Here is a 22,839-nt window from a genome sequence, read left to right on the forward strand (position 1 = left end):
GCCTGAGGCGAAGCCACAGAGCCGGGATCGTCGACCGGGCTTGCCTCGGTGCGATCCCGGATCGGCCTGCCGGCCGTCCGGGATGACACGAGGGAGACCCGCTCAGCGATAGACGCCGGGAACAGTCAGGCTGGGCGCCTCGCCAAGGCCGATCCACTTGTCGTAGAGGGCCTTGTAGCGGCCGGTGCGGACCTGCTGATTCACGAACAGGTTCAGATAGTTGAGAAGGCCCTGCTCGTTGCGCAGGGCGATCAGCGCGACATAGTCGATGTCGTAGGGGGCATCGCCGCCCATCATCAGGCCCTTATACTTGCCTTCCTTGACGATCGCCGCAGCAACGGTGGAGGTAACCACAGTCGCGTCGATCTGGCCCTGCGAAAGCGCAAGGAACACGTCGGCCTGGTTCTGGTAGCCGCGGAAGGTAGTGCCAGCGCCCCATTTCTTGACGTCGCTCTCGAGCGCCATGGCCTCGAAAGTACCTGAAACCGAGCCGGTCTTCTTGCCCTTGAGGCTGTCGTAATCCTTGATCCCCACGCCGTCCTTGGTGAGAACTACCATCGTGAAGGCGAAATACGGAATGGTGAAGCCGGCGGTCTTGGCGCGCTCCAGCGTGTCGGAGGTCGAGGCGACGCCGACATCGACGCGGCCCGAGACCAGCGCGGGGATGCGGTCGGGGAAGGGGGTCTCGACGACCTCGGCCTTCACGCCCAGCGCCTTGGCGAGGTCGTTGCAGTAATCGACGTCGAAGCCGATCGGCTCATTATTGGCGTCGCGCGATCCCATGGGCGGGAAATCCAGCACCACGGCGCAGCGCAGCGTGCCGGAAGCGATGATGTCGTCGAGCTTGTCCGCCTGCGCGGGCAGGACGGCGGCGAGCGTCAGCGCCGCCGCGGCCAGAATGCCGAATCCCTTAGCCATTGATGGCTCTCCTCTGGAGGAAGCTGTCTTCATTGTTGATGGCCGGCGGCGCCGAAGGAGGCGCCGGTTCCGGCGACAGGAGAAGCTTGCGATTTTTGGATCCAAGTTTCAATATCCATTTTGCAGGAGCCGAATGAAATTTACCTGTGGTCGGCCGGTGGCATCGCGCGCGACAAAACGGCAGGGTGTAGGGACGCTGGGCCGCGTCCGGTGACATGGACCGGCGGCCCGGCCACGCCGTTGAGGAGGCAGGCACGTTGAAGGTCAAGGCTACGGACATTGCGCAGATGGCGTCCGCGTCGGATGTCATTTTCGACGCGCTGCGCGAGGCGATCGCCAAGGGCGATATCGCCGAGGGCCAGACCCTGCGTCAGGACCATATCGCCCGCATGTTCAATGTCAGCCGCATCCCCGTGCGCGAGGCGCTGACCCGGCTGGAGGAGCAGGGGCTGGTGTCGACCCAGCGCTATCGCGGGGCCGTCGTCACCACGCTATCCACTGAGGAAATCCGCGAAATCTTCGCGTTTCGCGCGCTACTCGAGCCGGAAGTGCTGCGCTTTTCGGTCGAGCGCATCTCCGACGACGGGCTGGAGGCGGCCAAGCGCTTCGCCCATGCCTTCGCCACCGAAACCGATTCCTCGCATTGGGGCGAATTGAACCGGAGCTTCCATTACAGCCTCTACGAGGCGTCCGGTCGCCCCTATTTCCTGCAGACGATCAGTGCGGCGCTGGATCGCGTCGACCGCTATCTGCGCGCCCAGCTGGTGCTGACCGACGGCATGGCACGGGCACGCCGCGAGCATGAGGGCATTCTTCTCGCCTGCATCCGCCGTGATGCCGAAGAGGCGGCCGACCTCACCCGCCAGCATATTCTCGGCGCCTGCGTCTCGCTTATCGACTTCCTCGACCGTACCCGGGTGGCCAACGATCAACAGGGCTAGAGCATTTTCGAGCGAAGCGGGTTCCGGTTCGCGTGAAGAAAATGCGTAAAGACATAAGCCTAGGGCGCGTCCGGAGAAGCGCCTTTCACCATACGTGCTCCGGCAGGGGGCATCGCGGCGCCTCTTGCCTGAAGAAGAGCCATCAGCGCGCCGAAGCGCAGCGCCTCGAACACGCCGAAATCCGGTGTCGTTCCGATCAGCAGGCTCGCCACGAAACTTGGGAAAAAGGACCATTTCAGCCCGCTCGCCAACCCCTGGAGGCGCGGCTCGCCCTTCGCGGCAGGGGTGAGCAACAGCCGTGCCACGAAACAGAAGTAAAAAATGAAACCGAGCAGGCCGGTACTGGCGAAGAGCGCGACAGCGAAGTTCGACGCCCGTGTCGAGCCGAGACCGACGCCCACCAGATAGCTGTCGAGGCCCGCCTGCAGCGATGTCGCGGTCCAGGCGCTGCGTTCGATATAGGAACTGGTCTCGACCTTGCTGAAGATGATTTCGTCGAGGCGCTGCATAACGGGCTCGAAGACGCCCGGTGTAATCATCACCGCAGCGGCAGCGAAGCCGATGATCGCCAATGCCAGGAAGAAGTCCTGCCGCACGCCGCTATAGGAGAAGCGGGGGCGATTGATCCGAAAGGCGCGGGTAAACCAGTCGAGGCCCATCAGCAGCCCGAGAACCCCGAGGCCGACATAGCCGGCCGAGGACGTGGACATCACCAGCAATATGGCGAGGACGATGATGATGCTGTTGAGGCGGACAGCCTGTGCCCGATCCTCAACACTGCCGCGCAGAAAGAACAAGCAGGCCAGCAAACCCAGCGTCAGCCCGCCATAAGAGGAGGCTTCCGGCATCAGCCCGGTGAGCCGACGGCTGCCATCCGAGATGGCGGCATTGTCCAGCAGCGCATAGCTGGCGTTCTTGAAGGCATCAAGGAAGGGGCCGAGCGGCAGGAACCCCTCAAGATAGCTGAGAACCCCGGTGATGATCGTGACGATGGCGCTGAACATCAGCCCGCGCAGGATCAGCGGCTGGTGCTGCGGCGATCGAAAGAAATTGGCAAAGGCGAAAACCAGCAAAGTCGACAGCGTCAGATAGGCAAGCTGCGAGACATTCTGAAGGGTGGGGCGCAACAGCGCGACTTCCTGATAGGCCGTTGCCATCGGGACAATGGCGACCTGCCCCGCCAGCAGGCGCGGCATGAAGAGCGTCACCAGCAGCGCGACCGTCCAGAACGCCGTCAGTATCACGCCGGGCAACCGCAGGGCCGTGGTCAGAAGATCGGCGAGGCCATGCCGCCGCAGCAGAATCTGCCGCAGCAAAAAGAACGCGGCAGTGACATGCACGGCCAGAAGCGAGAGGCCCCCCGTCGCTTGCACCGGGACCACGGCGAACGCGCCGAAGGGCAGCATGGCGAAGAACAGCCACACCAGAACCTGCCGCCGCGAGAACAGGCCCCACAACGCCAGGGACCAGAAACAGGCGATCGCCAGCGCACTCATGGAGCGCGCCGCCCCGTCTTGCCACCAGACGGCGCCACGGCGTCAATGACGTCGAGCAGGCGGCGGGCGGCGGCCTGCCAGGTGAAGCGGGCGACGAAGGCCTGGCCGTCGCGGGCGAGGCGGTCATGCAGCCCCTTGTCGTCGCGCAGCCGCAGCAGCGCGGCCTCCCAGGCGGCGGGGTCGCGCGGGTCCGCCTGCAGCGCGCCCGGGCCGCAGACTTCCGGCAGCGCGCCGCACGGCGCGATCACAGCGGGTGTTCCCAGCAGCAGCCCCTCCACCGGCGGCATGCCGAAGCCCTCGGTCAGCGAGGGCGTGCATACCGCCAGCGCATGGGCCTGCAAGGCGCGCATCTCGCCATCCGAGACATAGCCGGGAAAGAGCACATTGGCCCCGGCGATGATGCCGGCGGCGGCGAAGGCCTCCCGCCCGGCGCCGCCCACCAGCACCAGGGTCATTCCCGCCAAAGCGGGGCGGGCGAAGGCGCGGATCAGCAGCGGGATGTTCTTGTGCGGCATCAGGTTGGCGAGCGCCAGCGCGTAGCCACGCTTCACCAGCCCGAGCCGGGGAAGGATGTCGTCCTGGGCGGGCGCGCGCAGCACATGGTCGACGCCATTGGGGATGACATGCACCCGCTCCGCCGGGGCGAGCCGCAGGCCGACAAGCTCTGACTTGGCGAATTCCGACACGGTCAGCAGCCCCAGCTGGCGCCGCCCGGCAAGCCGGATATTGGCCTTCAGCGTCACACGGAAGGCTAGCGAATAGGAGGAGGGGGTAGTGAAGACCTGCGCGTCATGAACCATGGTCAGTCCCTGGCGCAGCAGGAATGGACTGCGCGAGGCGAGATTGACGAGGATCCGGCCGGCGGCGGCGCGCGGAAGATCCATCTGCTCCCAGACATTGCCGACCCGGCGGCCGACCAGCTCAATCGGCAGCCCCAATTCGGCATGGCGCGCATTGCGCGGCGCCAGCACATGGATCTGCCGGCGCGCCTCCCCGTCGCCGGATGAGGCCGTCAACAGCGCGAGCGCGCGCGTCAAATGTTCAGCGACCGCGTAGGTTGCGGCAGGCGGGCCGGCGAGAAAGCGGCCATTGATGCAGAAATCCAAACGCCTATCCACGCGCCCTCCTCGTTAGCCTGGCGCCACGGCGTCAATGACGTCGAGCAGGCGGCGGGCGGCGGCCTGCCAGGTGAAGCGGGCGACGAAGGCCTGGCCGTCGCGGGCGAGGCGGTCATGCAGCCCCTTGTCGTCGCGCAGCCGCAGCAGCGCGGCCTCCCAGGCGGCGGGGTCGCGCGGGTCCGCCTGCAGCGCGCCCGGGCCGCAGACTTCCGGCAGCGCGCCGCACGGCGCGATCACAGCGGGTGTTCCCAGCAGCAGCCCCTCCACCGGCGGCATGCCGAAGCCCTCGGTCAGCGAGGGCGTGCATACCGCCAGCGCATGGGCCTGCAAGGCGCGCATCTCGCCATCCGAGACATAGCCGGGAAAGAGCACATTGGCCCCGGCGATGATGCCGGCGGCGGCGAAGGCCTCCCGCCCGGCGCCGCCCACCAGCACCAGGGTCATTCCCGCCAAAGCGGGGCGGGCGAAGGCGCGGATCAGCAGCGGGATGTTCTTGTGCGGCATCAGGTTGGCGAGCGCCAGCGCGTAGCCACGCTTCACCAGCCCGAGCCGGGGAAGGATGTCGTCCTGGGCGGGCGCGCGCAGCACATGGTCGACGCCATTGGGGATGACATGCACCCGCTCCGCCGGGGCGAGCCGCAGGCCGACAAGCTCTGATTTGGCGAATTCCGACACGGTCAGCAGCCCCAGCTGGCGCCGCCCGGCGGCACGGCACTGCCACTGGCCCATCATTCTTCGGCCAAGAGGGTAGGATTGCGGGGCAGTGAAGGCCTGCGCGTCGTGCATCAGCGTCAGCCCGTTGCGGAGGGCGAGGGGAGCCCGGTTGCACAGGTTGAGCACAAGCCCGCCGCGCACGTAGAGCGGCAGCGAAATCTGTTCCCACGCGATGCCTCTGAACCGTCCCACCGGATGGGCGGGAATGCCGGGATCATTGTTCAGGCGCTCCAGTCCCGGCGGCACCAGCAGCCTCAGTTCCCGCGCCGGCGCCGCCTTGGCAAGGGCGGTGATCAGTTCCTGTGCCACGCGATGAACCGCCGTCGCCCCGCCCGACATGAACTTGCCGTTGATGAAGAGCGGGGCCTTGCCGGCCATGCCTACAGCTCCAGGATACGGCGCGGGTGAACGCGCCTCAGCAGGATATCGCGCACCGCTAGCCAGTTGCCGATCATGCGCCCTTTCCGGTCAATCCAGGGTTCCGGCCGGAGCAGGCGGACCCCGTTCGCTGCCAGGCTGCGCAGTATCAGCCGGCGCGCGAAGCCTGCCGGCATGGTGCCCTTGCGCCTGAGATACCAGGGGTTGGCGATCTGGCTATAGCCCAGACGTCGACCGTTGCGCTCGCGTCCGGACTTCTCTCCGCAATGCACGCCATAGAATGCATCCGTGTAGACCAGCGGCCCGTTAATATGGCCGCCAAAATCGATATCTTCCTGCCAGCCATAGAGCGGCAGGTTTTCGTCGAAGCGGACGTCGCCGATCGCGGTCCTTCGGTAAGCCATGTTGCAGCCATAGAGCCCGGGATGGGGGGCGGACACGCTGAGGCTCGGCTGCTCGTTCCGGGCGTCCTCCGCCTCCACCAGCGCCACCGCCGCCTTCGGCGAGATGCCGGGACCGATGATTCCATCCGCGAGCAGACGGCCGCTTGCCCCGGCGATGGCCGGGAAGGTGACGAAAAAGTGCACGAGACCCGCAATGAGGCGACGCGAAGGGACATAATCGTCGTCGAGGAACAGGACGAGATCGATATCTGGCGGCAGCCTGTCGAGGGCGCGGTTGCGTTGCTGGCAGGACCCGCGCGGCCCGAACAGCTGGATCAGAGGGAACGGGTGGGCGCGCGCCGGCGGTGCATCTTCGGCACTCTCCATCGACAGCACCACGCAGGCCGGGAGTCGGCTCTGCAGCGCCAGCCGGTCGAGCAGGGCCGCGACATTCCTAGCCCGCCCCAGCGTGGCGATCACGATGCCGACGGAGAGTTCGGATGTGGGGTTCATGCGCCCCCTGCCGGAGAATCGCACGAGCCGTGCCGGAGGTGCGTCGAGGAGGCGCCGATCATCAGGGCGCTCCCGCCAGCCTGTCGATGCGCTGGCCGGCGCCGAAAACCCCGGCCGCCGTTCGCCAATGAGTAAGCCGCCCGGCGACTTGCCGCGCGAGATCGCCGCGCGGGAAATCGTGCAGCCGGCCGTCGCTCACCGATGCAACTGACATGCCTAGGGGCGAGATGATCCCGCGGCGGAACAGCTTCCCCGTCCGGTCGTTCAGTGGGGAGGAAAAGTCGGCATCAATCGACATGGGGTCCGCTTGCCGGGTTGCCATACGCCACGGCGCGGCCAGTGTGCCGAGAACGGCACCAACCTGCCACATGCGTGGGGGGCGGCGGCCCTGTGGAGAGGCTCCGTTCCGCATCGTATCAATTGGCATTGCGGTGGATGATGACGCGAACCGTGAGCAGAAGAACCTTCACATCCATCCACAGCGACCAGTTGTTGATATATTCGAGGTCCGAGGCCACGCGGGCCTCGATATCGCGGCGGCTATTGGTCGCCCCGCGCAGGCCGCGGATCTGGGCGAGACCGGTCAGTCCCGGTTTCACCGCGTGCCGGCTCCAGTAATCGGGGACGAGCTCCCAGAACAGCGCCCCTTCGGCGCGCGAGCCCAGCGCATGGGGGCGCGGGCCCACCAAACTCATATTGCCGATCAGGACATTCAGGAGTTGGGGTAGCTCGTCCATGCTCGTTCGCCGCAGGAACCGGCCCACCCGGGTGACGCGCCGGTCGCCGCGTGAGGTGGATACCCGGCCGGTGGCGTCGCTCGCCTCGCTGCGCATCGTCCGCAACTTGAAGCATCGATAGGTGCGATTGTTTCGGCCCACCCGTTCCTGGACGAAGAAGGCCGGACCGGGGGAATCGAGTTTCACCAGCAAGGCCGCCGCCGCGATGGTGGGGGCGACGGCCACAATGAGCGGAAGGGAGACGGCGAGATCGAACAGTCGCTTGGCCAGGCGTTCGGCAAGCGTCAGGGGGCCTCGCGAAATGAGCAGGGTGGTCCGGTCGTTCCAACGCGACAGTGCGAGCGGCTCGAAACCGCCGAGATCAAACACGATCTCGGCTTCAAAGCCGCTCAGCCGCATGGCCTCGGTCCACTTTAGCCGCTCATGCGCCTCCGAGAAAGCAAGGACGACCCGGTCGGCATAGCCGATGACGCCGCTCACGGAGGCGAAGAAGTCAGGATCATGCACATGGGGTATCAGCCCGGCGGCGCGCACATCCACATAGGTAGTCAACGCATCGTCCTTCAGCGCGCTCCGTTCCGTGGCGTCGCTGAGAACCACCAGCCGCGGTGCGACAATCGGCAGGAGCAGCTTTCGCGTGAGGAGGGTGGCGCCGACCCGGCCCAGACCGATCAGCGCGAACGCAATCACGAAACTGTAGCCGATTTCGAGGCGCGAGAGCAGGCTCCCGACCTTGAGCGCAAAGATGGCGGTGAGGAAGATGCCGACGGTGATGAGCAGCGCACTATAGGTGGCCGAGATCGAGCGGTTGAACGACGTCGCCGTCGGAATCGAATAAGCCTGCAGAAGGATGGCCGCGAGAAGATAGGTGGGCGCCAGAAAAAAGAAGATGTCCCAATTGCCCTCCAAGGGAGAGCCGTGCCGCAAGGCCGCCCCGGCCAGACACCCGCTGGCGATGGCGAGCAGGTCGACACATGCCATCCCTGCCGTAAGGCCGACCCGGATGGCGTCTCGGTAACGCATGAGGCTATCGGGGGATCGCTCCTCCGATCCGCCGCCCGCGGCAGCGTCGCGCGTGCCACCGTGAGCGCCGATGCCATCCATGCGTCCATCTTCCTTCATTTGAGGCCTGGATGGTGCGGGCAACGAGCGCGCATCAGCCGGCAAAGCTTCTGCCTGATGAGCCCTGCCGTCGGTCACATGGCGGCGCCGCCACTGCCGTTGGACAGATCATGTCGTGCTGCAGGCGGGAACCCAGCATGAGAAAATGATGTCGATCGACCGATGGGAAATACACTGTCGAGCTGTTCCCAGCTGTCTTATGCGGCTCCCATTCGCTATGGTATTTGCATAGCAGAAGCAATTGCCGCTCGGCAATATTCCGTTGGGACATCTGGCCCGGGATCATGTGAAAGCCTAGGGGGGGCAGCCGAGAGTATCGGTAAATTTTAGAACGATTTTAATCTAATGCAATTAATGACAGATCGCGGGTCGGTGGCGGCCGGGTGGGGTGCATGAGGGATCAAGGGGTCATAGTTGCTTTTGGTGGCGGAGGATTCATCGGGTCACATTTGCTGCGGAAGCTGGTATCCAATTGCCGATCTCGGCTCATAAGTGTAGATATCCGCCCTCCAAAGATAAAAGTTCCCGGCGTCGATTACAAAATTGCCGACGTCCGGGATCTCTCAGCACTCGATGTCGGCGCCGAGGTCCGGACGATATACAATCTCGCGGCGGTTCACACGACGCCCGGCCACCCTGCGCACGAATATTACGAGACGAACATCCGCGGGGCGCTGGAAGTGTCCGCCTTTGCCCGCCGGCAGGGGGTGAAGACGATCGTGTTTACCAGTTCTATCTCCGTTTACGGGCCCGGCGAGGAAACGAAATCCGAAACGTCCCTTCCCCAGCCGGAATCGCCCTATGGGCGGTCAAAATGGATGGCGGAGGATATTCACCGTTCCTGGCTGGCGGAAAGCGAGGCGCACCGCTTGGTCATCTGCCGGCCTGCGGTGGTTTTCGGCCATGCCGAAGGAGGAAACTTCACCCGGCTTGCCCGGCTGCTGCGGCGGGGGCTCTTCGTCTATCCCGGGCGACGGGACACCATAAAGGCATGTTATTATGTCGAGGATCTCGTGGAATCGTTGCTGCATGCCGCCTCGCTTGAGGAGCGCTTCATTGTGTTCAACGGCTGTTATGCCGACCGCTACACATTGGAGGAGATTGTCGAAACGTTCCGTTCGCACCACTTTCCGCAGGCACGAACGCTGACGGTGCCACGTGCCGCGGTGCTCGGGCTCGCGGCCGCGCTGCGGCCTGTGGCCGGCGCAGGTATTGGCATTCACCCCGACCGTGTGATGAAGCTGGTGCGCTCGACGGATGTGGTGCCTGCCTGGCTGGAATCGCGCGGTCTTGCCCGTCGCGGCCTGCTGCCGGCGGCGCTGCAACGGTGGAAGGACGATTCTGCGGGCGCGTTTGATTGACGGCCGACATTTTCTCCTCCCAATGCCCGATGAAAGACGAAGCTTGATGAAGGTCGCCCTAGTTCACTATTGGCTGGTCGGCATGAGGGGCGGGGAGAAGGTGCTCGAATCCTTCTGCCGCCTCTACCCCCAGGCCGATATTTTCACGCTGGTTGCAGAGCCGGCTAATCTTTCCGAGACCATCCGGCGTCATTCCATTACCACGTCGTTCCTCCAGAAGATCGGCGGCCGCCGGCATTACCAGAAGATGCTGCCGCTCATGCCCTATGCGCTGGAGAGCCTCGACCTCACGGATTACGATCTGGTGATCTCCAGCGAGGCCGGGCCCGCCAAGGGCGTGGTGACGCGGCCGGACAGTTTGCATGTCTGCTATTGTCACTCGCCGATCCGCTATATCTGGGACCTTGAGTCGCAATATCGTGCCGCGTCCGGCCCGATCACCCGGCTGGCTATGTCGCTCTTCGGCCCCGGCTTGCGCCAGTGGGACGTGACAACGGCCGCCCGGGTCGACGCCTTCATCGCCAATTCCGAATATGTCGCCCGGCGCATCGAGAAGTTCTATCGCCGCGAATCCACTGTCATCAATCCCCCGGTTGAGCTTGGTCGCTTTGCCCCCAGCGATACGCTTGACGAGGCCTATCTCTGCGCGGGTCAGATCACACCCTACAAGAAGATCGAACTGGCGATCGAGGCGTTCAACCGCATGGGGCGCCGGCTCGACATCATCGGTGATGGCGCTGGCGAGGCGTTGAAGCGATTGGCTGGCCCCACCATCCGCTTCCTCGGCCCGGTGAGCGACACGCAGATGGAGTGGCACCTCGCGCGCTGCCGGGCGCTGGTGTTCCCCGGCGTCGAGGATTTCGGCATCGTTCCGCTGGAGGCCATGGCGAGCGGACGCCCGGTGCTGGCCTTCTGCCGTGGCGGGGCACGGGAAACGGTGGTCGATGGAAAGACCGGCTTGCTGTTTCATGAACAAACAGCCGATGCGATCATTGATGCGGTGCAGCGCTTCGAGGCGGGCGCGGTCGACGGCACGGCCGAGGATTACCGCTCGCATGTGTCGCGGTTCGGCCGCGAACTGTTTGAAAGCCGGATCAAGGCCTTCATCGATGAGCGGCTCGCCCGGGCGGGGCGATGGGGTAGGGACGGCGCAGGCCGCGAAGACGGGAGTTCTGAAGCCATATGAGCGTTGGTCGCTGCAAACGAATGAGCCCCGCCAGGCTGGTGCTGGCTCTCGTGCCGATCCTGCTTTCGCTGGCGGGCTGCACGACAGCGCCAAGCGCGCCACCGCCCGCCGCGACCGATGCGAGCGCTTCCGTCGAATATGTGTTCGGCACCGGCGACCGGCTGCGCCTGACCGTGTTCAACGAGCCGACGCTCTCGGGCGAGTTTGAAGTGAATTCCGCCGGCATGATCTCGATCCCGCTGATCGGCAACATCAAGGCCCAGGGCGAGACGGCGCATGGTCTGGAGAGTGTGATCACGCAGAAGCTATCGTCCGGCTACATGCGGGATCCGCGCGTGAATATCGAGGTTCTGCAGTATCGTCCCTTCTACATCATTGGCGAGGTGTCGAAGCCGGGCGAATACCCCTATCGCAACGGCATGAACATCATGAGCGCGGTGGCGGTGGCCGGCGGCTTCACCTATCGGGCGAACGATTCCACGGTGAATATCCGCCGCGCCGGCCAGACCCAGGAATATTCCTACCCTGTCACCACCACCACCATGGTTCTTCCTGGGGATATTGTGCGGGTCGGCGAGCGGCTGTTCTGATCCCTCTTCGGCGCCGGCGCGCTCAGGCGGCGGTGTCGATCCGCCGGCTCCAGCTCTGCGCCAGGCCGGCGCCGACAACCGCCCAGTAGGTGATCGCCACCGCCTGGATCTGCAGGCTGAAATCAAACGCCGCGTGCAGGAGAACGGTCGCGCTCGCTGCCAGTGCGACAAGGCTGATCATATGCGGGGCCTCCCGACGCAGCATATTGGCCAGCATGACCGCCAGCAGGGCGCCGACCAGCACGACCAGCAGGGCGGTGGCGGGAATGCCGAGGTCGAACAGAAGCTCGATATAGGTATTGTGGGCCTTGTCCCAATGATGCCAGGGCGTGAAGGCTTCGCTGCCGCGATAGACAGCGAACATGCGCTCGAAGCTGCCATAGCCGAACCCGGTCAGCGGCGCGTCGCGCACCGCCTCCAGCGCGCGGGCGGCCACCTCCCAGCGGGCGTCGCCGGCGCCCGGCAAGGTGAAGCGTTCCCCCAGATCGTCGCCGAACAGCGCCAGCGCGGCGAGCAGGACGGCGAGCACCGGGGCGGCAATGACGAAGATCAGCCAGCGCCGGCGGCTGGCGGTGAGCGCGAGCAGGATCAGCGTCAGCAAACCGGCGATGCCTGCAATAAACCCCGCCCGCGACACGGTGAGCACGAGCGCGACGCCGATGACGCCGGCGCTGGCGAGGATCGGCAATGCGGATTGCAGAGTGGTTTCGACGAAGGCGGTGGCGCGCACCGCCAGTGGCAGGTCGCGCCGGCGCCCGGCGCGGCGATAGACATCGATCAGCAGGCCGATGGTCGCAATCAACCCGATGCCGGCATAGGTCGCGTAGCTGTTCTTGTTGACGAAGGTCGATGTCACCTGGCCGATATAGGCCTGCCGCTCGAACCACAGCAGCGTGTGCGGTGCCAGCGCGTGCTGGACAAGGCCGAAAAGGGCGTAGCCGACGCCAATCACCACCAGGGCGCGCAGGAGCAGGTCGGCCCGTCGTCCATCGCGGCAAAGCTGCAGGGCAAGGTAGAACGCCATCGCATTCGTCAGCAGCAGAACAAGCCCGCGAACGCCGGCATCCGGCGTCACCGAGACGCGGCCCTCGATCGGCCCCGCTCCGGGCAGGGCCTGGAGCACATCGGCGGACAACGACCAGAACGGGTTCTGCCAAGCGGGCGGCGCCCAAGACGAGAGCTGGAAGACAATCCAGCCGGCAACGGCGCTCAACATGAGAAAGCCCCACCACAGCCGGCGTGGCGCGATGGGATGGCGGGCGCCGCTGACAAGCCGCCCGGCCTCGAACAGCGCCAGCAACATGCCGAACAGCACAGCGTTCACGCCCCAGGCGACAAGGCGGTTGCTACCGAGGAGGAAGGGGACCCAGGCCAGGCCCAGGACAAGCCCGGCGAAGACAAGGTCATTATAGGTTTCCGCCCGGGTGCCGCGCGCCAGAAAGGCCGAGGCACGCGGGGCGCCGGGCTTTGCCGAGCGCGGCGCGCTACGCGCGGCGGCCGTCGGCCTCATGTGTGGATCACCCGCGCCTCATCGCCTTCGAGCACGACGCAGGACAGGCGGTGGGTGAGATAGGCGCCGGTGTCGACATTGATCCGGTTGGTGTGCATCTCGACCTCCATCACCGGCGTGTGGCCGTGAACGATGCGCTTGCCGTGGTCGCGCGCGGACCGGATGAACGGGTCGCGTATCCAGATCAGGTCGTCACGCGACTGCTGGTCGAGCGGGACACCGGGCCGGATGCCGGCATGGCAGAAATAATAGTCGCCGATCTCAGTGCTGGCGGGCAACTGGCGCAGAAAATCGAGATGCGCGGCGGGAATGGCGGCGAGCGCCGCCTCGCGCAATTGTTCGCCGCGGTCAGGCCCGGTGAAGCTGCGCGCCGAGACGCCATAGGAGAACAGTGTCTCCGCTCCGCCCATCCGCAGCCACGCCTCCCAGTCGGCCTCGCCCGCGAGCGCCGCCAGCAGCGTCGCCTCGTGATTGCCCAGCAGACAGGTCCATGAACCGTCGGGAAGCCCTTCGGCAACGCCGCTGAGGAGACGCGCGATCACCCCCGCACTATTGTCGCCACGGTCGATGTAGTCACCGAGAAAGACCAGCCGGCAGGCGTTCGTGCTGGTCGCGGCGTCGGTGGTGATGGCCGCGAGAAGGGCGCCGAGCAGGTCGTGGCGTCCGTGAATGTCGCCGATGGCGTAGACGCGCACGCCTTCGGGAATGCGTGCCGGTGCGCGCCGTGTTCCGGCCGCGCGGAAGCGGGAGAAGAACATGCGAGAAGCCCTTTCCGATCAGGTGGTATCACCGGATCGATAAGAAAGTGCTCTGCAATCAACACGCTGGAGCATTTTCTCGTCGCGACGAGTCTATCCGCTTTCACGGAGAATTCCCTAGCCGAAATGGCTGAGGCCATCAGGCAGCGATCCGGGGTCGGCGGTGTAGCATGAGCCGGCGTGGGTTCAGGCAGGGACCCGTCATCGCGCGCCGGTATTGGCTCAATAGGCGAGGGTGACGCCGGCGGTGACCAGGTTGCGGATGTAATCCTCGGCACCGTTTATGTTGTTAAAATTCGTTTGGAAGTCGGTGTAGGAATAATTGAGTTTGGCGGTGGCGAAGCGATTTATCGAGTAACGCAGCTCCGCCCCGACGACATACTGATTATCGACTCGCGGGAACTCGTCATAGTCCTGGTTCAGATAGTCGAACCAGCCAGAGATGACGATGTTGCGGCGGAACTCATAGTCGAGCCGCACCCCGGCCGTCGAGCTCACCACCGCCGAGCCGGTGAAGCCGTTATATTCAAAGTTCGAGGTCGTGACCTGCTGGCCTGCGGAGAAGGTGGCGGTCACGAGCGGCGTCACGAACCATTGCAGATTGGCGCCGAAAGTCAGCCCCGAACTGCCGTCGAGATAGCCGTTATCGGAGGCCCAGTCGTAATAGCCGATGTAAGCCTCGCCGCGGGTCAGCCGGGAGGGTTCGATCTGAACGCCGGTAATGATCTTGTATTCTCTGGAATTATAGTCCGAATCCTGAACTTCGAACCATTGATAGGAGCCGCCGACGAACACGCTGGTGAGCGCGCTGATCTCATAGCCGATCCGCCCGCCCAGCTTGTAGTCGCTGCCGTCGCGATAGGACTGGTCGGTCGGCGCGCCATCCAGCCAGTCGTCGAAATCCCGGTAGCGGAAATCGAAGCCGCCCGTCGTCCAGATACGGTTGAACTGCTTGTCGAAGCTCACGCCGGCCGTCACCTGCTCGTATGGCAGCGGGTCACCGAGATTGTTCACATTGGTCTCGTCGTCGCCCGGCAACTCGTTGAGATGGGCGTAGCGTGCATAGCCGCCTATGGTGAAGTCGCTGGTGACATCAATGCGGCCGCGCGCACCGGCGGCATAGTTCTCATAGTCCGCATTGCTGTATTTAGCGTAGCTGGTGCTCTCGAAATACCCGTCGAAAGCAAGGAAGTGGCGCGCCCAGTCCGACTGGAGGTCGAAGGCAGGCCGGACGGTGAACAGCCAGTCCGCCTTCTCGTTATTATTGGTCGCGGTAATATTGGTATCGTAGCCCGTCGAGAGGCCGAGCGTCGGAAACAGCACAAAGGCGCCGACAGGCACGCCGAGCGGCATGTAATTGACTGGCTGGCGGTCCAGAACTGCCGCCCGCGCCGGATCGACTTCGACGGCCGGACGGTAGCTGGGGGCGATATCGTCCGCACGCGCGTCGAGCGGCGCGGAAAGCACCGTCAGGCCGACCAGCAATCCAGCGAGGGGGAGCGCTCTCATGAGCCCATCATCCTCACGAGGGGCTCGGTGTCTCAGGCGTGGGCCCGGGGTTGTCCGTCTGCCCCGGATCGGGCGCATCTTCCCCCGAGGAATCGGCGGCGCTGCGCGGGGTGCCGGCGGCCGCCGCGGTGAACGCCGTGGTCAAGGCCTGAGACATCTGGCGCGAGAGACCTCCTGCGGCTCCTGGCTCGGCGGTGGCGTTCTGCATCGCCGACATGACAGCGCCGGCGGCGGAGGCGCGGCCATCGCCATTAAGCGCCTTGTAGGCCTGGCCGAGGCCGGTGCCGAGAACGGCAACCGTGCCCGTTTGACCGGCGGCGCCGGCTTCGACGACGGCCGAGATGATTGCCGCAGCGATTGCGACCACCTGCGCGTCGGTTGCTGCCCCTTCGGCCAGCCACTGAAGGGCAAGGGCCTTTTGCGCGCCGCTGAGCGAGGAGCCCATGATGGCAGCGACCTGCGCGTCGGGACTGGCCTGGCTTTCGGCTGAGACGACAACGTTCAGAGCCGCCTGCTCTCCGGTTGAAAGCGCGGCCTGAACCATCGTGGGCAACAGGATGCCGGCCACCGGCACACTCGCGCTGGTGGCAGCGATAAATACAAGCGCGCGAACCGTTTTGCCAATCATGCCCCGTCCGCCCTGGACCCCGGTGGAAAGAGTACCAGAGCCGGGACGGCATTGCCAACCGTGGCAACGCAGCATTCCAGCCATTTCAGGCTCTCGCAGGGGAAAGAGGCAGGCCGCCACGGGCGAATCGGCCGCAATCTGCCGCGTTGCGGTATCAGGGTGGAGGCACCTTCATCTCATCGATAAGAAGCCGGCTTTGGGCTGCGGGCAGCGAGGCCAGCAGGCGCTGCCAGCCGGGCAGGAACGGGTCCGGAAACCGGCGCATCACGGTCACGTCGTAGACGAAATGGCGCTTGCTGTCGGCGTCGGCAAAAATCCAGCGCCGCGCCAGGAAGTTTACCCGGCGCAGCATCTCGGCATATTCATAAGGCCCGGTCAGGCGGGAGAGCTCCCACGCCGCCAGCGAGGTGGGGCGAAGGGCGAGGTCCGGCCATGTCAGCTGGGCAAGGTCCATCCAGGAGGCGGACCGCACCGGATCCACCTCCAGGACGGCGACAAGCTCCGCCAGCCCGGTCGGCGAAGGCGGTTCGAGCGCGTGCTGGCCCAGGCTGAACGCGAGCTGGCGCGCCTTGTCGCGAAGCCCCCAGACATCGTGCCATTGCGCCAGCGCCTCACGCCGCTCCTCCGCCAGCCTTGCGCGGGAGCGCGGGTCGATGACGGCGCCGGTCACGGTGCCGGTCTTGGCTCCGGTCTTGTTGCTTTCGCGTTCCATCTGCCATTCGAGCGCGCCGAGCCGCGCGAAGGCGACACCCTTGAAGATGGCGCCGGCGGCGAGTGCGATCAGCACCAGCGAAAACACCGCGTGCAGTGCCCGGCTGCCGCCGTGCCGACGGGGAGCGTCAGCCGACATAGTATTTCTTGTAATAGGCGGAGGAGTGGTAGGAATAGCGGCCATATTTCGGCGCGCCGCGCAGATCGATCATGTTGAGAACGATCCCGCAGATCTTGCGATCGCCGGGAATGCGCTCGATCGAATGCCGCACGAACTCACGCGCCGTGGTGTTCCAGCGCACGACGAACAGCACCTTGTCCGCCACGGGAGCGAGGATGGCCGCGTCCACCACCGGGCCGACAGGGGGGGCGTCCATCACTACCAGGTCGAAATTCTGCCGCAGCTGCTCGATCAGGTGCTGCATCCGCGCCGAGCCCAGCAGGTCTGGCGGGTTCTGCGTCTTGGCGCCGGCGCCCAGCACATAGATGCCGGAGGCGCTGTGGCGGTGCAGCAGCCCTTCCGAGGACACCGCCTGCGCCAGCCATTCGACGAGGCCCGGCTTTTCGTCGAGCCCGAATTGCTGGGTGATCGAAGGGCGGCGCAGGTCGCAGTCGATCAGAACCACGCGCTTGCCGGAACTGGCGGCGGAGGCGGCGATCGCCAGCGCGATCGAGGTCTTGCCTTCGGAGGGCGAGGCGGAGGTGACCTCGACAACCCGGGGCGGGTTGTCGACATCCGACATCTGCACCCCGGCCCGCAGGCTTCGGATGGATTCGCTGAAGCGGGAGAGCGGCTTGGCGGTGAGAAAATCGAGTATCGGAATGGCGCCCTTGGTCTTCTCGCCCTCGGTGAAGTCAGCCCATTCCACCGAGGCGAGCACCGGCAGGCCAGTCGCCTCTTCCAGCTGGCGCGGGCTGCTGAAGCCGGCATTGAGCATGTCCAGCAAGGCCGCCAGGCCGATGCCCAGCACCAGCCCCAGCGCGGTGCCGGCGGCCAGGAACAGCGATTTCTTGGGAAAGGACGGTGCTCCCGAGGGGAAGGCCGGCGTGATGATCCGGGCGTCGCGAATGTCCAGTTCCGATTGCTCGGATGTCACCTTCGACTGGCCAAGAAAGGTCTCATAGAGCGTGCGGTTGGCCGAGGCGTCCCGCTCCAGCTCGCGCAGCTTTACGGCGAGGGCATTGTCGCTGGTGTTCTGCCCGGAGGCCGCGGCGACATTGGCCGCCATCGCCGCCGCCCGGGTGCGAGCGACATCATAGTCGTTTTCGAGATTGGCCACGATGCGGTTGATCTCGGCCGAAATCTGGCGCTCGACCTCCCGCCGCTCGGCCCGCACATTCACCACCATCGGGTGGCGCTCGCCATAGCGGGTGACGAGGTCCGCCTCGCGCCCGGTGACCTCGGCGTGGCGGCTGCGCAGATTCGTCACCACGCCCGAGCGGATCACATCGGGAAGTGTCGCGAGGTTGCCGCCGTCGTCGAGGATCTTCTTGGCCTGTTCGTACTTCGCCTGTTTCTCGGCGGCCTCGGTCTCCACCTGCACGAGTTCCGCGCTGACTTCGGAGAGCTGCTGCTCGTTGAGCGAGCGGGTGCCGACCGAGACAAGATTGTGCTCGGTGCGGAACTGCGACACGGCCTCTTCGGATCGGCGTAGGGCGTCGCGCAATCTCTGCAGCCGGTCGTTCAGCCAGTCCGAAGCGCGGCGTGCGGCATCGAAGCGGGTTTCGAGCTGGTCAACGATGAAGGCGTCGGCGACGGCATTAGCCAGCCGCGCGGCGCGGTCGCGATCGGTTGAGGTGACCGAGATCTGGAGAATGTAGGAGCGCCCGACACGCTCGACGTGGAGCGCCCCGCGCAGTCGGTAGATGGAGGCACGTATGTCGTCGGGAATGCTGGAGGCGCCCGGGCCGGCCGGGAGCTTTTCCTCCACCGTGGCTGGTGTCCCTCCGAACAGGCTCCAGAACGCCGTGCTCCAGGAGCGGCCCGATGCCTGGGTGCCGAACTCGGGGTCGTTGACCAGGCCTTCCTTCTCCACCACCCGCCGCAGCAGGTTGAGCGATTCAATGATGGAGATCTGGTTCTCGATGTTCGCGGCTGCCGCCATCGAATTGGCGTCCATGCCGCTGAGTTCGGTTCCCAGCGCCGAGCGCGAGGCCTGGTCAAGCAGGATTTCAGCGGTGCTGGTGTAGCGCGGCGTCAACAGGAAGGCGCTGCCCAGCGCCAGCGCCATCGTCATCACGGCAATGAAGCCGATCAGCAGGCGGCGACGGACCAGGAAGTCCATGATCTGATGAAGATCGATGCGATCGTCGTCTTCGCTCGCCGGCGCTCGGGTAATCTGTCCGTGCATCAAGCCCAATCCAGAGATGGCCGCGAACGCCGGAAATGACGCTTGGCCTCATTTGTCAGGCGCGGCTGTCGGAAACGCCTCGATTATAGTGACCAAAGGAAGGATGCCTAGAGAACCTTACCCGATCCTCTCGCGCTGCAACAGGCTGGGCCAACCCCAGCGGGTGGGGGCCTGGCAAGACTCCCGCGACCATAAGTGGTCTCCGCGGAGGTGGAAGAACCCTTCCGGACGCAGGTCGAAGCAAGGGAGCGGGGTCGCCCTCGGCCCAGCCGGTATGGGGCGGGAAGAGCCGACAAAAAGGCCCTAAAGCCTTCTATTTATTACATTTATAATCTGCGACCTTATTCTCTTTTGTCGCGTCTTGCTGTGGAATTGGGCCTTGCCACTGCCTATTGTCGCCCGCGTCGAACAGATGTGAGAAGAGCGATGGTGCGGCGCGTAACGATCCAAAAAGCCCTGGCGGCGGCCCTGCTGTTGGTGGCGGCGGCTTCTGCGGGCGGCGGGCTTCCGGCGTCGCTCGCTTCCGCCGCGTCGCCCCAGCGTATCCTGGCGATTGGCGGCGCCGTGACCGAGACGCTTTATGCGCTCGGGCTGGAGGATCGGGTGGTCGCGGTCGACACGTCGAGCACCTATCCGCCGCGCGCGCTGACCGACAAGCCCAATGTCGGCTATCTCCGCGCCCTGTCGCCGGAAGGCGTGCTGTCGGTCGGACCGGACCTGATCATCGCCCTCGACGGCGCCGGCCCGCCGGACGCGGTGAAGGTGCTGAAGGGCGCCGCTATTCCCTTCGAGACGCTTCCCGAGGCTCGCGACGAGGCCGGCATTCTCGCCAATATAAGCCGCATCGCGGCGCTGGCCGGCGTGCCGGAGCGCGGCGAAGAACTCGCGCGCGCGGTGGGGGCGGATTTCGCCGCGCTGGCGCAGATCCGCGCCCGCATTCCCGCGCCGCGCAGCGCGGTGTTCGTGCTGTCGGCCTCCGGCGCGGCGCCGGTTGTCGGCGGGGCCGGCACCGGGGCGCAGGCGATGTTTGAACTCGCCGGTGTCACCAATGCGATGGCGGCGCTGCACGGCTACAAGCCGGCGGTGGGCGAGGCGGTGCTGGGCGCCGATCCCTATGCCATCCTGCTGATGAAGGATCAGAACCACGCGCTGTCCGACGACGCGGTGAAGGCGATGCCGGCCTTTGCCGGCACCTCCGCGATGATGGCGGGCCGGTTCTACCGTATGGATGGCGGCTATCTCCTCAGCTTTGGGCCACGCACGCCGCAGGCGGCGCGCGATCTCGCCGCGCTGATCTATCCCGAGCTGGCCTTGCCGGCGCTTCCGGCCCACGCTTCCGGCTCGGCCGCCGCGCCCGGCACGCCGTGAGCATGGCCGTCTCTGCCGCCACGGAGCTGCGGGCGCGCCGGCCGCGGCGGACGCTTCTCGCGCTTGGCCTCTGCGCCCTGCTGGTCATTGTCGCCTTCCTCGCCTCGCTGGCGATCGGGCCGGTGACGATCGCCCCTGGAAGGATCGTGGAGATCCTGGCCGCCGCCCTGCGCGGCGAGCGGGCGAGCGGGGCGGCGCTGCGCGAGGCGGTGATCGTGCTCGATGTGCGGCTGCCGCGCACCCTGCTCGGGCTGCTGGTCGGCGGCGGCATCGCGCTTGCCGGAGCGGTCACCCAGGGCATTTTCCGCAACCCGCTCGCCGATCCTGGGCTGATCGGCATCTCCAATGGCGCGGCGCTGGCGGCGGCGGTGTGGATCGTCGCCGGGGGCCATCTCGCTTTCTATCTGCCGCCGGCTCTTGCTGATGCCGGCTTACCGCTCATGGCCTTTTGCGGCGCCCTCATCGCCACGGTGGCGCTCTATGCCATCTCCACCCATGAGGGGCGAACCTCTGTTGTCACCATGCTGTTTGCCGGTATCGCGATTGCCGCCCTGGCCGCCGCCGGCACCGGCTTGACGGTCTTCGTGGCGTCGGACCAGCAACTACGCGACTTCACCTTCTGGTCCTTCGGCTCGCTCGGCGGCGCCACTTGGCAGAAGGTGGCGGCGGCGCTGCCCTTCATGCTGCTGCTGGCGGTGATCTGCACCCGGCTCGCCCGCGCTCTCGATGCGGTGGCGCTCGGCGAGGCGGAGGCGTTCCATGTCGGTATCGACGTGCAGCGGGCCAAATGGCTGGCCATTCTCGGTATCGCCGCCGGGGCCGGAGCCTCGGTGGCGGTGGCGGGCGTGATTGGCTTTGTCGGCCTTGTCGTGCCCCATCTCATCCGCCTGATGTTCGGCCCCGGCCATCGCCTGCTGCTGCCCTGCGCGGGGCTGCTCGGCGGGGCATTGCTGCTGGGGGCGGATGTGGTGGCGCGCACCATCGTCAGCCCGGCCGAGCTGCCGCTGGGCGTCGTCACCGCCGGCTTCGGCGCGCCGTTCTTTCTCTGGCTGCTGCTGCGCCGACGCGCGGCCCTGATGGGGTGAGCGATGTACCGCGCGCTTGACATAGGAGTTGCCGTCGGCGGCCGGACGCTGCTGGACGGTGCAGCGGTCGACATCCGCCCCGGCCATGTCGCCGTGCTGATCGGGCCGAACGGCGCCGGCAAGTCGACGCTGTTCAAAGTGCTGGCGGGCGAGCGGCGGCCGCAGCGTGGGCAGGTGACGCTCGACGGCGCCGACCTTGCCGGGCTGAAGCCGGCGCGACTGGCACGGCTGCGGGCGGTGCTGCCGCAAAGCGTGCATGTCGCCTTTCCGTTCACCGTCGAGGAAGTGGCCGGCATTGGCGCCGCCCCCGGCCGCGACAGCGCGGCGCGCATCCGGCGGGCGCTGGCGCGGGTCGAGCTCGCCAATCTGGCGGGCCACAGCTATGACCCTCTCTCCGGCGGCGAGAAGCAGCGGGTGCAGCTTGCCCGCGCTCTGGTGCAGCTGGAGGGCGGCGAGGGGCCGGGCTATCTGCTGCTCGATGAGCCGACCGCCAGCCTCGACCTTGCCCAGCAATTGCTGGTGCTGCGGCTGATACGGGACCTGGCGGGTGAGGGCGTCGGCGTGCTCGCCGTGCTGCACGATCTCAACCTGGCCGCCATGGTGGCCGATGAGATTGTGGCGCTGAAACAGGGCCGGGTGGCCGCGCAGGGCACACCGGCCGACGTGCTCACCGATGCCCGCATTGCCGAGCTCTACGGTGTGAGCGTGCGGATCGGCTGGGCGCCGCCCACGCCCTTCCTCTTGCCGCAGGCCGCTTCGCGCGCATGAAAAAAGCCCCGCCCGGGCGCGCCGGGCGAGGCTGAGGGTCGGCGGACCGCTGAGGCCGCTCGTGCTACCGGGGGAGCTCGCGCCCGACCAGCGTCTCGACATGGCTGAAGGCGGCGTTGGCGGCAGCCTCCAGCCGCGCCTCTTCCTCTGATGTCAGCTCGGCCTCGTTAAGCGCGGCGGTGAAGCGGCGCCAGTGCAGCGCACGCCCCTCGGGATGGCCGGCGAGGTGGCGCGCCCCGTGCTCGGCGGTGAAGCCGAGCTTGGCGGCTTCCTTGGCGAGGATGGCGGCGCCCATGTTGGAGCCCTCGACGACATAGAGCCAGCCGAGCGCCTCGGGCCTCTCCAGCATCGGGCCGAAAGGGGCTTCCGGCGGCGTCAGGCCGAGATCGGCGAAGTCCTGCTCCAGCGCCGCGAGGCGGCAGCGCGCCGCGAGATCCGGCAGCATCTCCTGCAGCGACGGGTCGGCATACAGCGTCGCGACCCGGCGGTGCAGATGGTACTGAAAGCGCAGGAAACGCTGGTAATTCGCGCCGTCGGCGAAGGGGGCGGCCTGCATGACGCCCGAATCCACCCGCTCATGCGCGGCTGTGGAGGCAGCCTTGAGGCGCTTGGCGCGGTTGGGTGCCTCCACATCCGTGGCTATCGACATATCGTGCTCCTCTCATCCCGCCATGCCGGCGGGAACGCTCTTTCA

21 protein-coding genes are annotated in these 22,839 nt (G+C 66.1%); 7 read left to right on the forward strand and 14 right to left on the reverse strand.

Annotated elements, in window-relative coordinates; genetic code table 11:
* Positions 1-102: 102 nt before the first annotated feature.
* Positions 103-918, reverse strand: a complete 816-nt coding sequence (locus J2S76_RS22135) for an ABC transporter substrate-binding protein (RefSeq protein ID WP_307064155.1) — start codon at positions 916-918, stop codon at positions 103-105.
* 287 nt (positions 919-1,205) lie between these two features.
* On the opposite strand from J2S76_RS22135, the gene J2S76_RS22140 reads away from it, so the two are divergent.
* Positions 1,206-1,859, forward strand: a complete 654-nt coding sequence (locus tag J2S76_RS22140; RefSeq protein WP_307064156.1) for a GntR family transcriptional regulator — start codon at positions 1,206-1,208, stop codon at positions 1,857-1,859.
* A gap of 59 nt (positions 1,860-1,918) precedes the next feature.
* On the opposite strand, the gene J2S76_RS22145 is transcribed toward J2S76_RS22140, so the two are convergent.
* From J2S76_RS22145 to J2S76_RS22170, 6 genes are all read right to left on the reverse strand, one after another.
* Positions 1,919-3,355 (reverse strand): hypothetical protein, encoded by a 1,437-nt coding sequence (locus tag J2S76_RS22145; protein ID WP_307064157.1) that lies wholly within the window; start codon positions 3,353-3,355, stop codon positions 1,919-1,921.
* A complete protein-coding gene (locus tag J2S76_RS22150; RefSeq protein ID WP_307064158.1) occupies positions 3,352-4,473 on the reverse strand; it encodes a glycosyltransferase family 4 protein in 1,122 nt (373 codons plus the stop codon). Before J2S76_RS22150 ends, J2S76_RS22145 begins: the two co-directional genes overlap by 4 nt.
* A gap of 12 nt (positions 4,474-4,485) precedes the next feature.
* Positions 4,486-5,565, reverse strand: a complete 1,080-nt coding sequence (locus J2S76_RS22155) for a glycosyltransferase family 4 protein (RefSeq protein WP_307064159.1) — start codon at positions 5,563-5,565, stop codon at positions 4,486-4,488.
* 2 nt (positions 5,566-5,567) lie between these two features.
* Positions 5,568-6,428 (reverse strand): glycosyltransferase family 2 protein, encoded by an 861-nt coding sequence (locus tag J2S76_RS22160; protein ID WP_307064160.1) that lies wholly within the window; start codon positions 6,426-6,428, stop codon positions 5,568-5,570.
* 94 nt (positions 6,429-6,522) lie between these two features.
* Positions 6,523-6,759: a hypothetical protein gene (locus J2S76_RS22165; RefSeq protein ID WP_307064161.1), complete on the reverse strand. Its 237-nt coding sequence runs from the start codon at positions 6,757-6,759 to the stop codon at positions 6,523-6,525.
* Between the two features lie 118 nt (positions 6,760-6,877).
* The gene (locus J2S76_RS22170) at positions 6,878-8,302 is read right to left on the reverse strand and encodes an exopolysaccharide biosynthesis polyprenyl glycosylphosphotransferase (RefSeq protein WP_307064162.1); all 1,425 of its coding nucleotides are present in this window, start codon (positions 8,300-8,302) and stop codon (positions 6,878-6,880) included.
* A 410-nt stretch (positions 8,303-8,712) separates the two neighbouring features.
* Here J2S76_RS22170 and J2S76_RS22175 point away from each other — a divergent pair, with 410 nt between their 5' ends.
* From J2S76_RS22175 to J2S76_RS22185, 3 genes are read left to right on the forward strand one after another with little or no spacing between them, the layout of a single operon-like run.
* Positions 8,713-9,681: an NAD-dependent epimerase/dehydratase family protein gene (locus tag J2S76_RS22175; protein WP_307064164.1), complete on the forward strand. Its 969-nt coding sequence runs from the start codon at positions 8,713-8,715 to the stop codon at positions 9,679-9,681.
* Positions 9,611-10,867 carry a glycosyltransferase gene (locus J2S76_RS22180; RefSeq protein ID WP_307064166.1) on the forward strand — a complete coding sequence of 419 codons (1,257 nt, stop codon included), beginning with the start codon at positions 9,611-9,613 and terminating at the stop codon, positions 10,865-10,867. The genes J2S76_RS22175 and J2S76_RS22180 overlap by 71 nt, the downstream gene beginning before the upstream one ends.
* Before the next feature lie 20 nt (positions 10,868-10,887).
* Complete coding sequence (locus tag J2S76_RS22185) at positions 10,888-11,457, forward strand: polysaccharide biosynthesis/export family protein (protein WP_307064168.1); 570 nt, start codon at positions 10,888-10,890, stop codon at positions 11,455-11,457.
* 22 nt (positions 11,458-11,479) lie between these two features.
* Here J2S76_RS22185 and J2S76_RS22190 read toward each other — a convergent pair whose 3' ends face one another.
* The 6 genes from J2S76_RS22190 to J2S76_RS22215 form a co-directional block, all read right to left on the reverse strand.
* Positions 11,480-12,967, reverse strand: coding sequence for an O-antigen ligase family protein (locus J2S76_RS22190; RefSeq protein ID WP_307064170.1), 1,488 nt, complete (start codon positions 12,965-12,967; stop codon positions 11,480-11,482).
* Positions 12,964-13,725, reverse strand: coding sequence for a metallophosphoesterase family protein (locus tag J2S76_RS22195; protein WP_307064172.1), 762 nt, complete (start codon positions 13,723-13,725; stop codon positions 12,964-12,966). Before J2S76_RS22195 ends, J2S76_RS22190 begins: the two co-directional genes overlap by 4 nt.
* Positions 13,726-13,947: 222 nt before the next feature.
* Entirely contained in the window at positions 13,948-15,234 is a 1,287-nt protein-coding gene (locus J2S76_RS22200) for an outer membrane beta-barrel protein (RefSeq protein ID WP_307064174.1), read from the reverse strand.
* A 13-nt stretch (positions 15,235-15,247) separates the two neighbouring features.
* Positions 15,248-15,862, reverse strand: coding sequence for a hypothetical protein (locus J2S76_RS22205; RefSeq protein ID WP_307064176.1), 615 nt, complete (start codon positions 15,860-15,862; stop codon positions 15,248-15,250).
* A 154-nt stretch (positions 15,863-16,016) separates the two neighbouring features.
* Positions 16,017-16,712, reverse strand: coding sequence for a hypothetical protein (locus J2S76_RS22210; RefSeq protein WP_307064179.1), 696 nt, complete (start codon positions 16,710-16,712; stop codon positions 16,017-16,019).
* A complete protein-coding gene (locus J2S76_RS22215) occupies positions 16,702-18,924 on the reverse strand; it encodes a GumC family protein (RefSeq protein ID WP_307064182.1) in 2,223 nt (740 codons plus the stop codon). Before J2S76_RS22215 ends, J2S76_RS22210 begins: the two co-directional genes overlap by 11 nt.
* Before the next feature lie 426 nt (positions 18,925-19,350).
* On the opposite strand from J2S76_RS22215, the gene J2S76_RS22220 reads away from it, so the two are divergent.
* The 3 genes from J2S76_RS22220 to J2S76_RS22230 are packed head-to-tail and all read left to right on the forward strand — an operon-like array spanning position 19,351 to position 22,145.
* Positions 19,351-20,292: a heme/hemin ABC transporter substrate-binding protein gene (locus J2S76_RS22220; RefSeq protein WP_307064184.1), complete on the forward strand. Its 942-nt coding sequence runs from the start codon at positions 19,351-19,353 to the stop codon at positions 20,290-20,292.
* Positions 20,293-20,294: 2 nt separating this feature from the next.
* Positions 20,295-21,377, forward strand: a complete 1,083-nt coding sequence (locus tag J2S76_RS22225) for a FecCD family ABC transporter permease (protein ID WP_307064186.1) — start codon at positions 20,295-20,297, stop codon at positions 21,375-21,377.
* Between the two features lie 3 nt (positions 21,378-21,380).
* A complete protein-coding gene (locus J2S76_RS22230; RefSeq protein WP_307064188.1) occupies positions 21,381-22,145 on the forward strand; it encodes a heme ABC transporter ATP-binding protein in 765 nt (254 codons plus the stop codon).
* A 64-nt stretch (positions 22,146-22,209) separates the two neighbouring features.
* Here the strand turns inward: J2S76_RS22230 and J2S76_RS22235 are convergent, their stop codons facing one another.
* Entirely contained in the window at positions 22,210-22,794 is a 585-nt protein-coding gene (locus tag J2S76_RS22235) for a biliverdin-producing heme oxygenase (protein ID WP_307064191.1), read from the reverse strand.
* Positions 22,795-22,839: the final 45 nt, after the last annotated feature.

Origin of the sequence: Ancylobacter vacuolatus (assembly GCF_030813595.1) — a bacterium.
Lineage (GTDB): Bacteria > Pseudomonadota > Alphaproteobacteria > Rhizobiales > Xanthobacteraceae > Ancylobacter > Ancylobacter vacuolatus.

Coding starts and splice junctions, on each gene's coding strand:
- J2S76_RS22200 (WP_307064174.1), bottom strand. CDS start 15,234: ATGAGAGCGCTCCCCCTCGCTGGATTGCTGGTCGGCCTGACGGTGCTT.
- J2S76_RS22225 (WP_307064186.1), top strand. CDS start 20,295: ATGGCCGTCTCTGCCGCCACGGAGCTGCGGGCGCGCCGGCCGCGGCGG.
- J2S76_RS22140 (WP_307064156.1), top strand. CDS start 1,206: ATGGCGTCCGCGTCGGATGTCATTTTCGACGCGCTGCGCGAGGCGATC.
- J2S76_RS22220 (WP_307064184.1), top strand. CDS start 19,351: ATGGTGCGGCGCGTAACGATCCAAAAAGCCCTGGCGGCGGCCCTGCTG.
- J2S76_RS22235 (WP_307064191.1), bottom strand. CDS start 22,794: ATGTCGATAGCCACGGATGTGGAGGCACCCAACCGCGCCAAGCGCCTC.
- J2S76_RS22230 (WP_307064188.1), top strand. CDS start 21,381: ATGTACCGCGCGCTTGACATAGGAGTTGCCGTCGGCGGCCGGACGCTG.
- J2S76_RS22170 (WP_307064162.1), bottom strand. CDS start 8,302: ATGGATGGCATCGGCGCTCACGGTGGCACGCGCGACGCTGCCGCGGGC.
- J2S76_RS22205 (WP_307064176.1), bottom strand. CDS start 15,862: ATGATTGGCAAAACGGTTCGCGCGCTTGTATTTATCGCTGCCACCAGC.
- J2S76_RS22135 (WP_307064155.1), bottom strand. CDS start 918: ATGGCTAAGGGATTCGGCATTCTGGCCGCGGCGGCGCTGACGCTCGCC.
- J2S76_RS22145 (WP_307064157.1), bottom strand. CDS start 3,355: ATGAGTGCGCTGGCGATCGCCTGTTTCTGGTCCCTGGCGTTGTGGGGC.
- J2S76_RS22195 (WP_307064172.1), bottom strand. CDS start 13,725: ATGTTCTTCTCCCGCTTCCGCGCGGCCGGAACACGGCGCGCACCGGCA.
- J2S76_RS22175 (WP_307064164.1), top strand. CDS start 8,713: ATGAGGGATCAAGGGGTCATAGTTGCTTTTGGTGGCGGAGGATTCATC.
- J2S76_RS22215 (WP_307064182.1), bottom strand. CDS start 18,924: ATGCACGGACAGATTACCCGAGCGCCGGCGAGCGAAGACGACGATCGC.
- J2S76_RS22165 (WP_307064161.1), bottom strand. CDS start 6,759: ATGTCGATTGATGCCGACTTTTCCTCCCCACTGAACGACCGGACGGGG.
- J2S76_RS22185 (WP_307064168.1), top strand. CDS start 10,888: ATGAGCCCCGCCAGGCTGGTGCTGGCTCTCGTGCCGATCCTGCTTTCG.
- J2S76_RS22155 (WP_307064159.1), bottom strand. CDS start 5,565: ATGGCCGGCAAGGCCCCGCTCTTCATCAACGGCAAGTTCATGTCGGGC.
- J2S76_RS22210 (WP_307064179.1), bottom strand. CDS start 16,712: ATGTCGGCTGACGCTCCCCGTCGGCACGGCGGCAGCCGGGCACTGCAC.
- J2S76_RS22190 (WP_307064170.1), bottom strand. CDS start 12,967: ATGAGGCCGACGGCCGCCGCGCGTAGCGCGCCGCGCTCGGCAAAGCCC.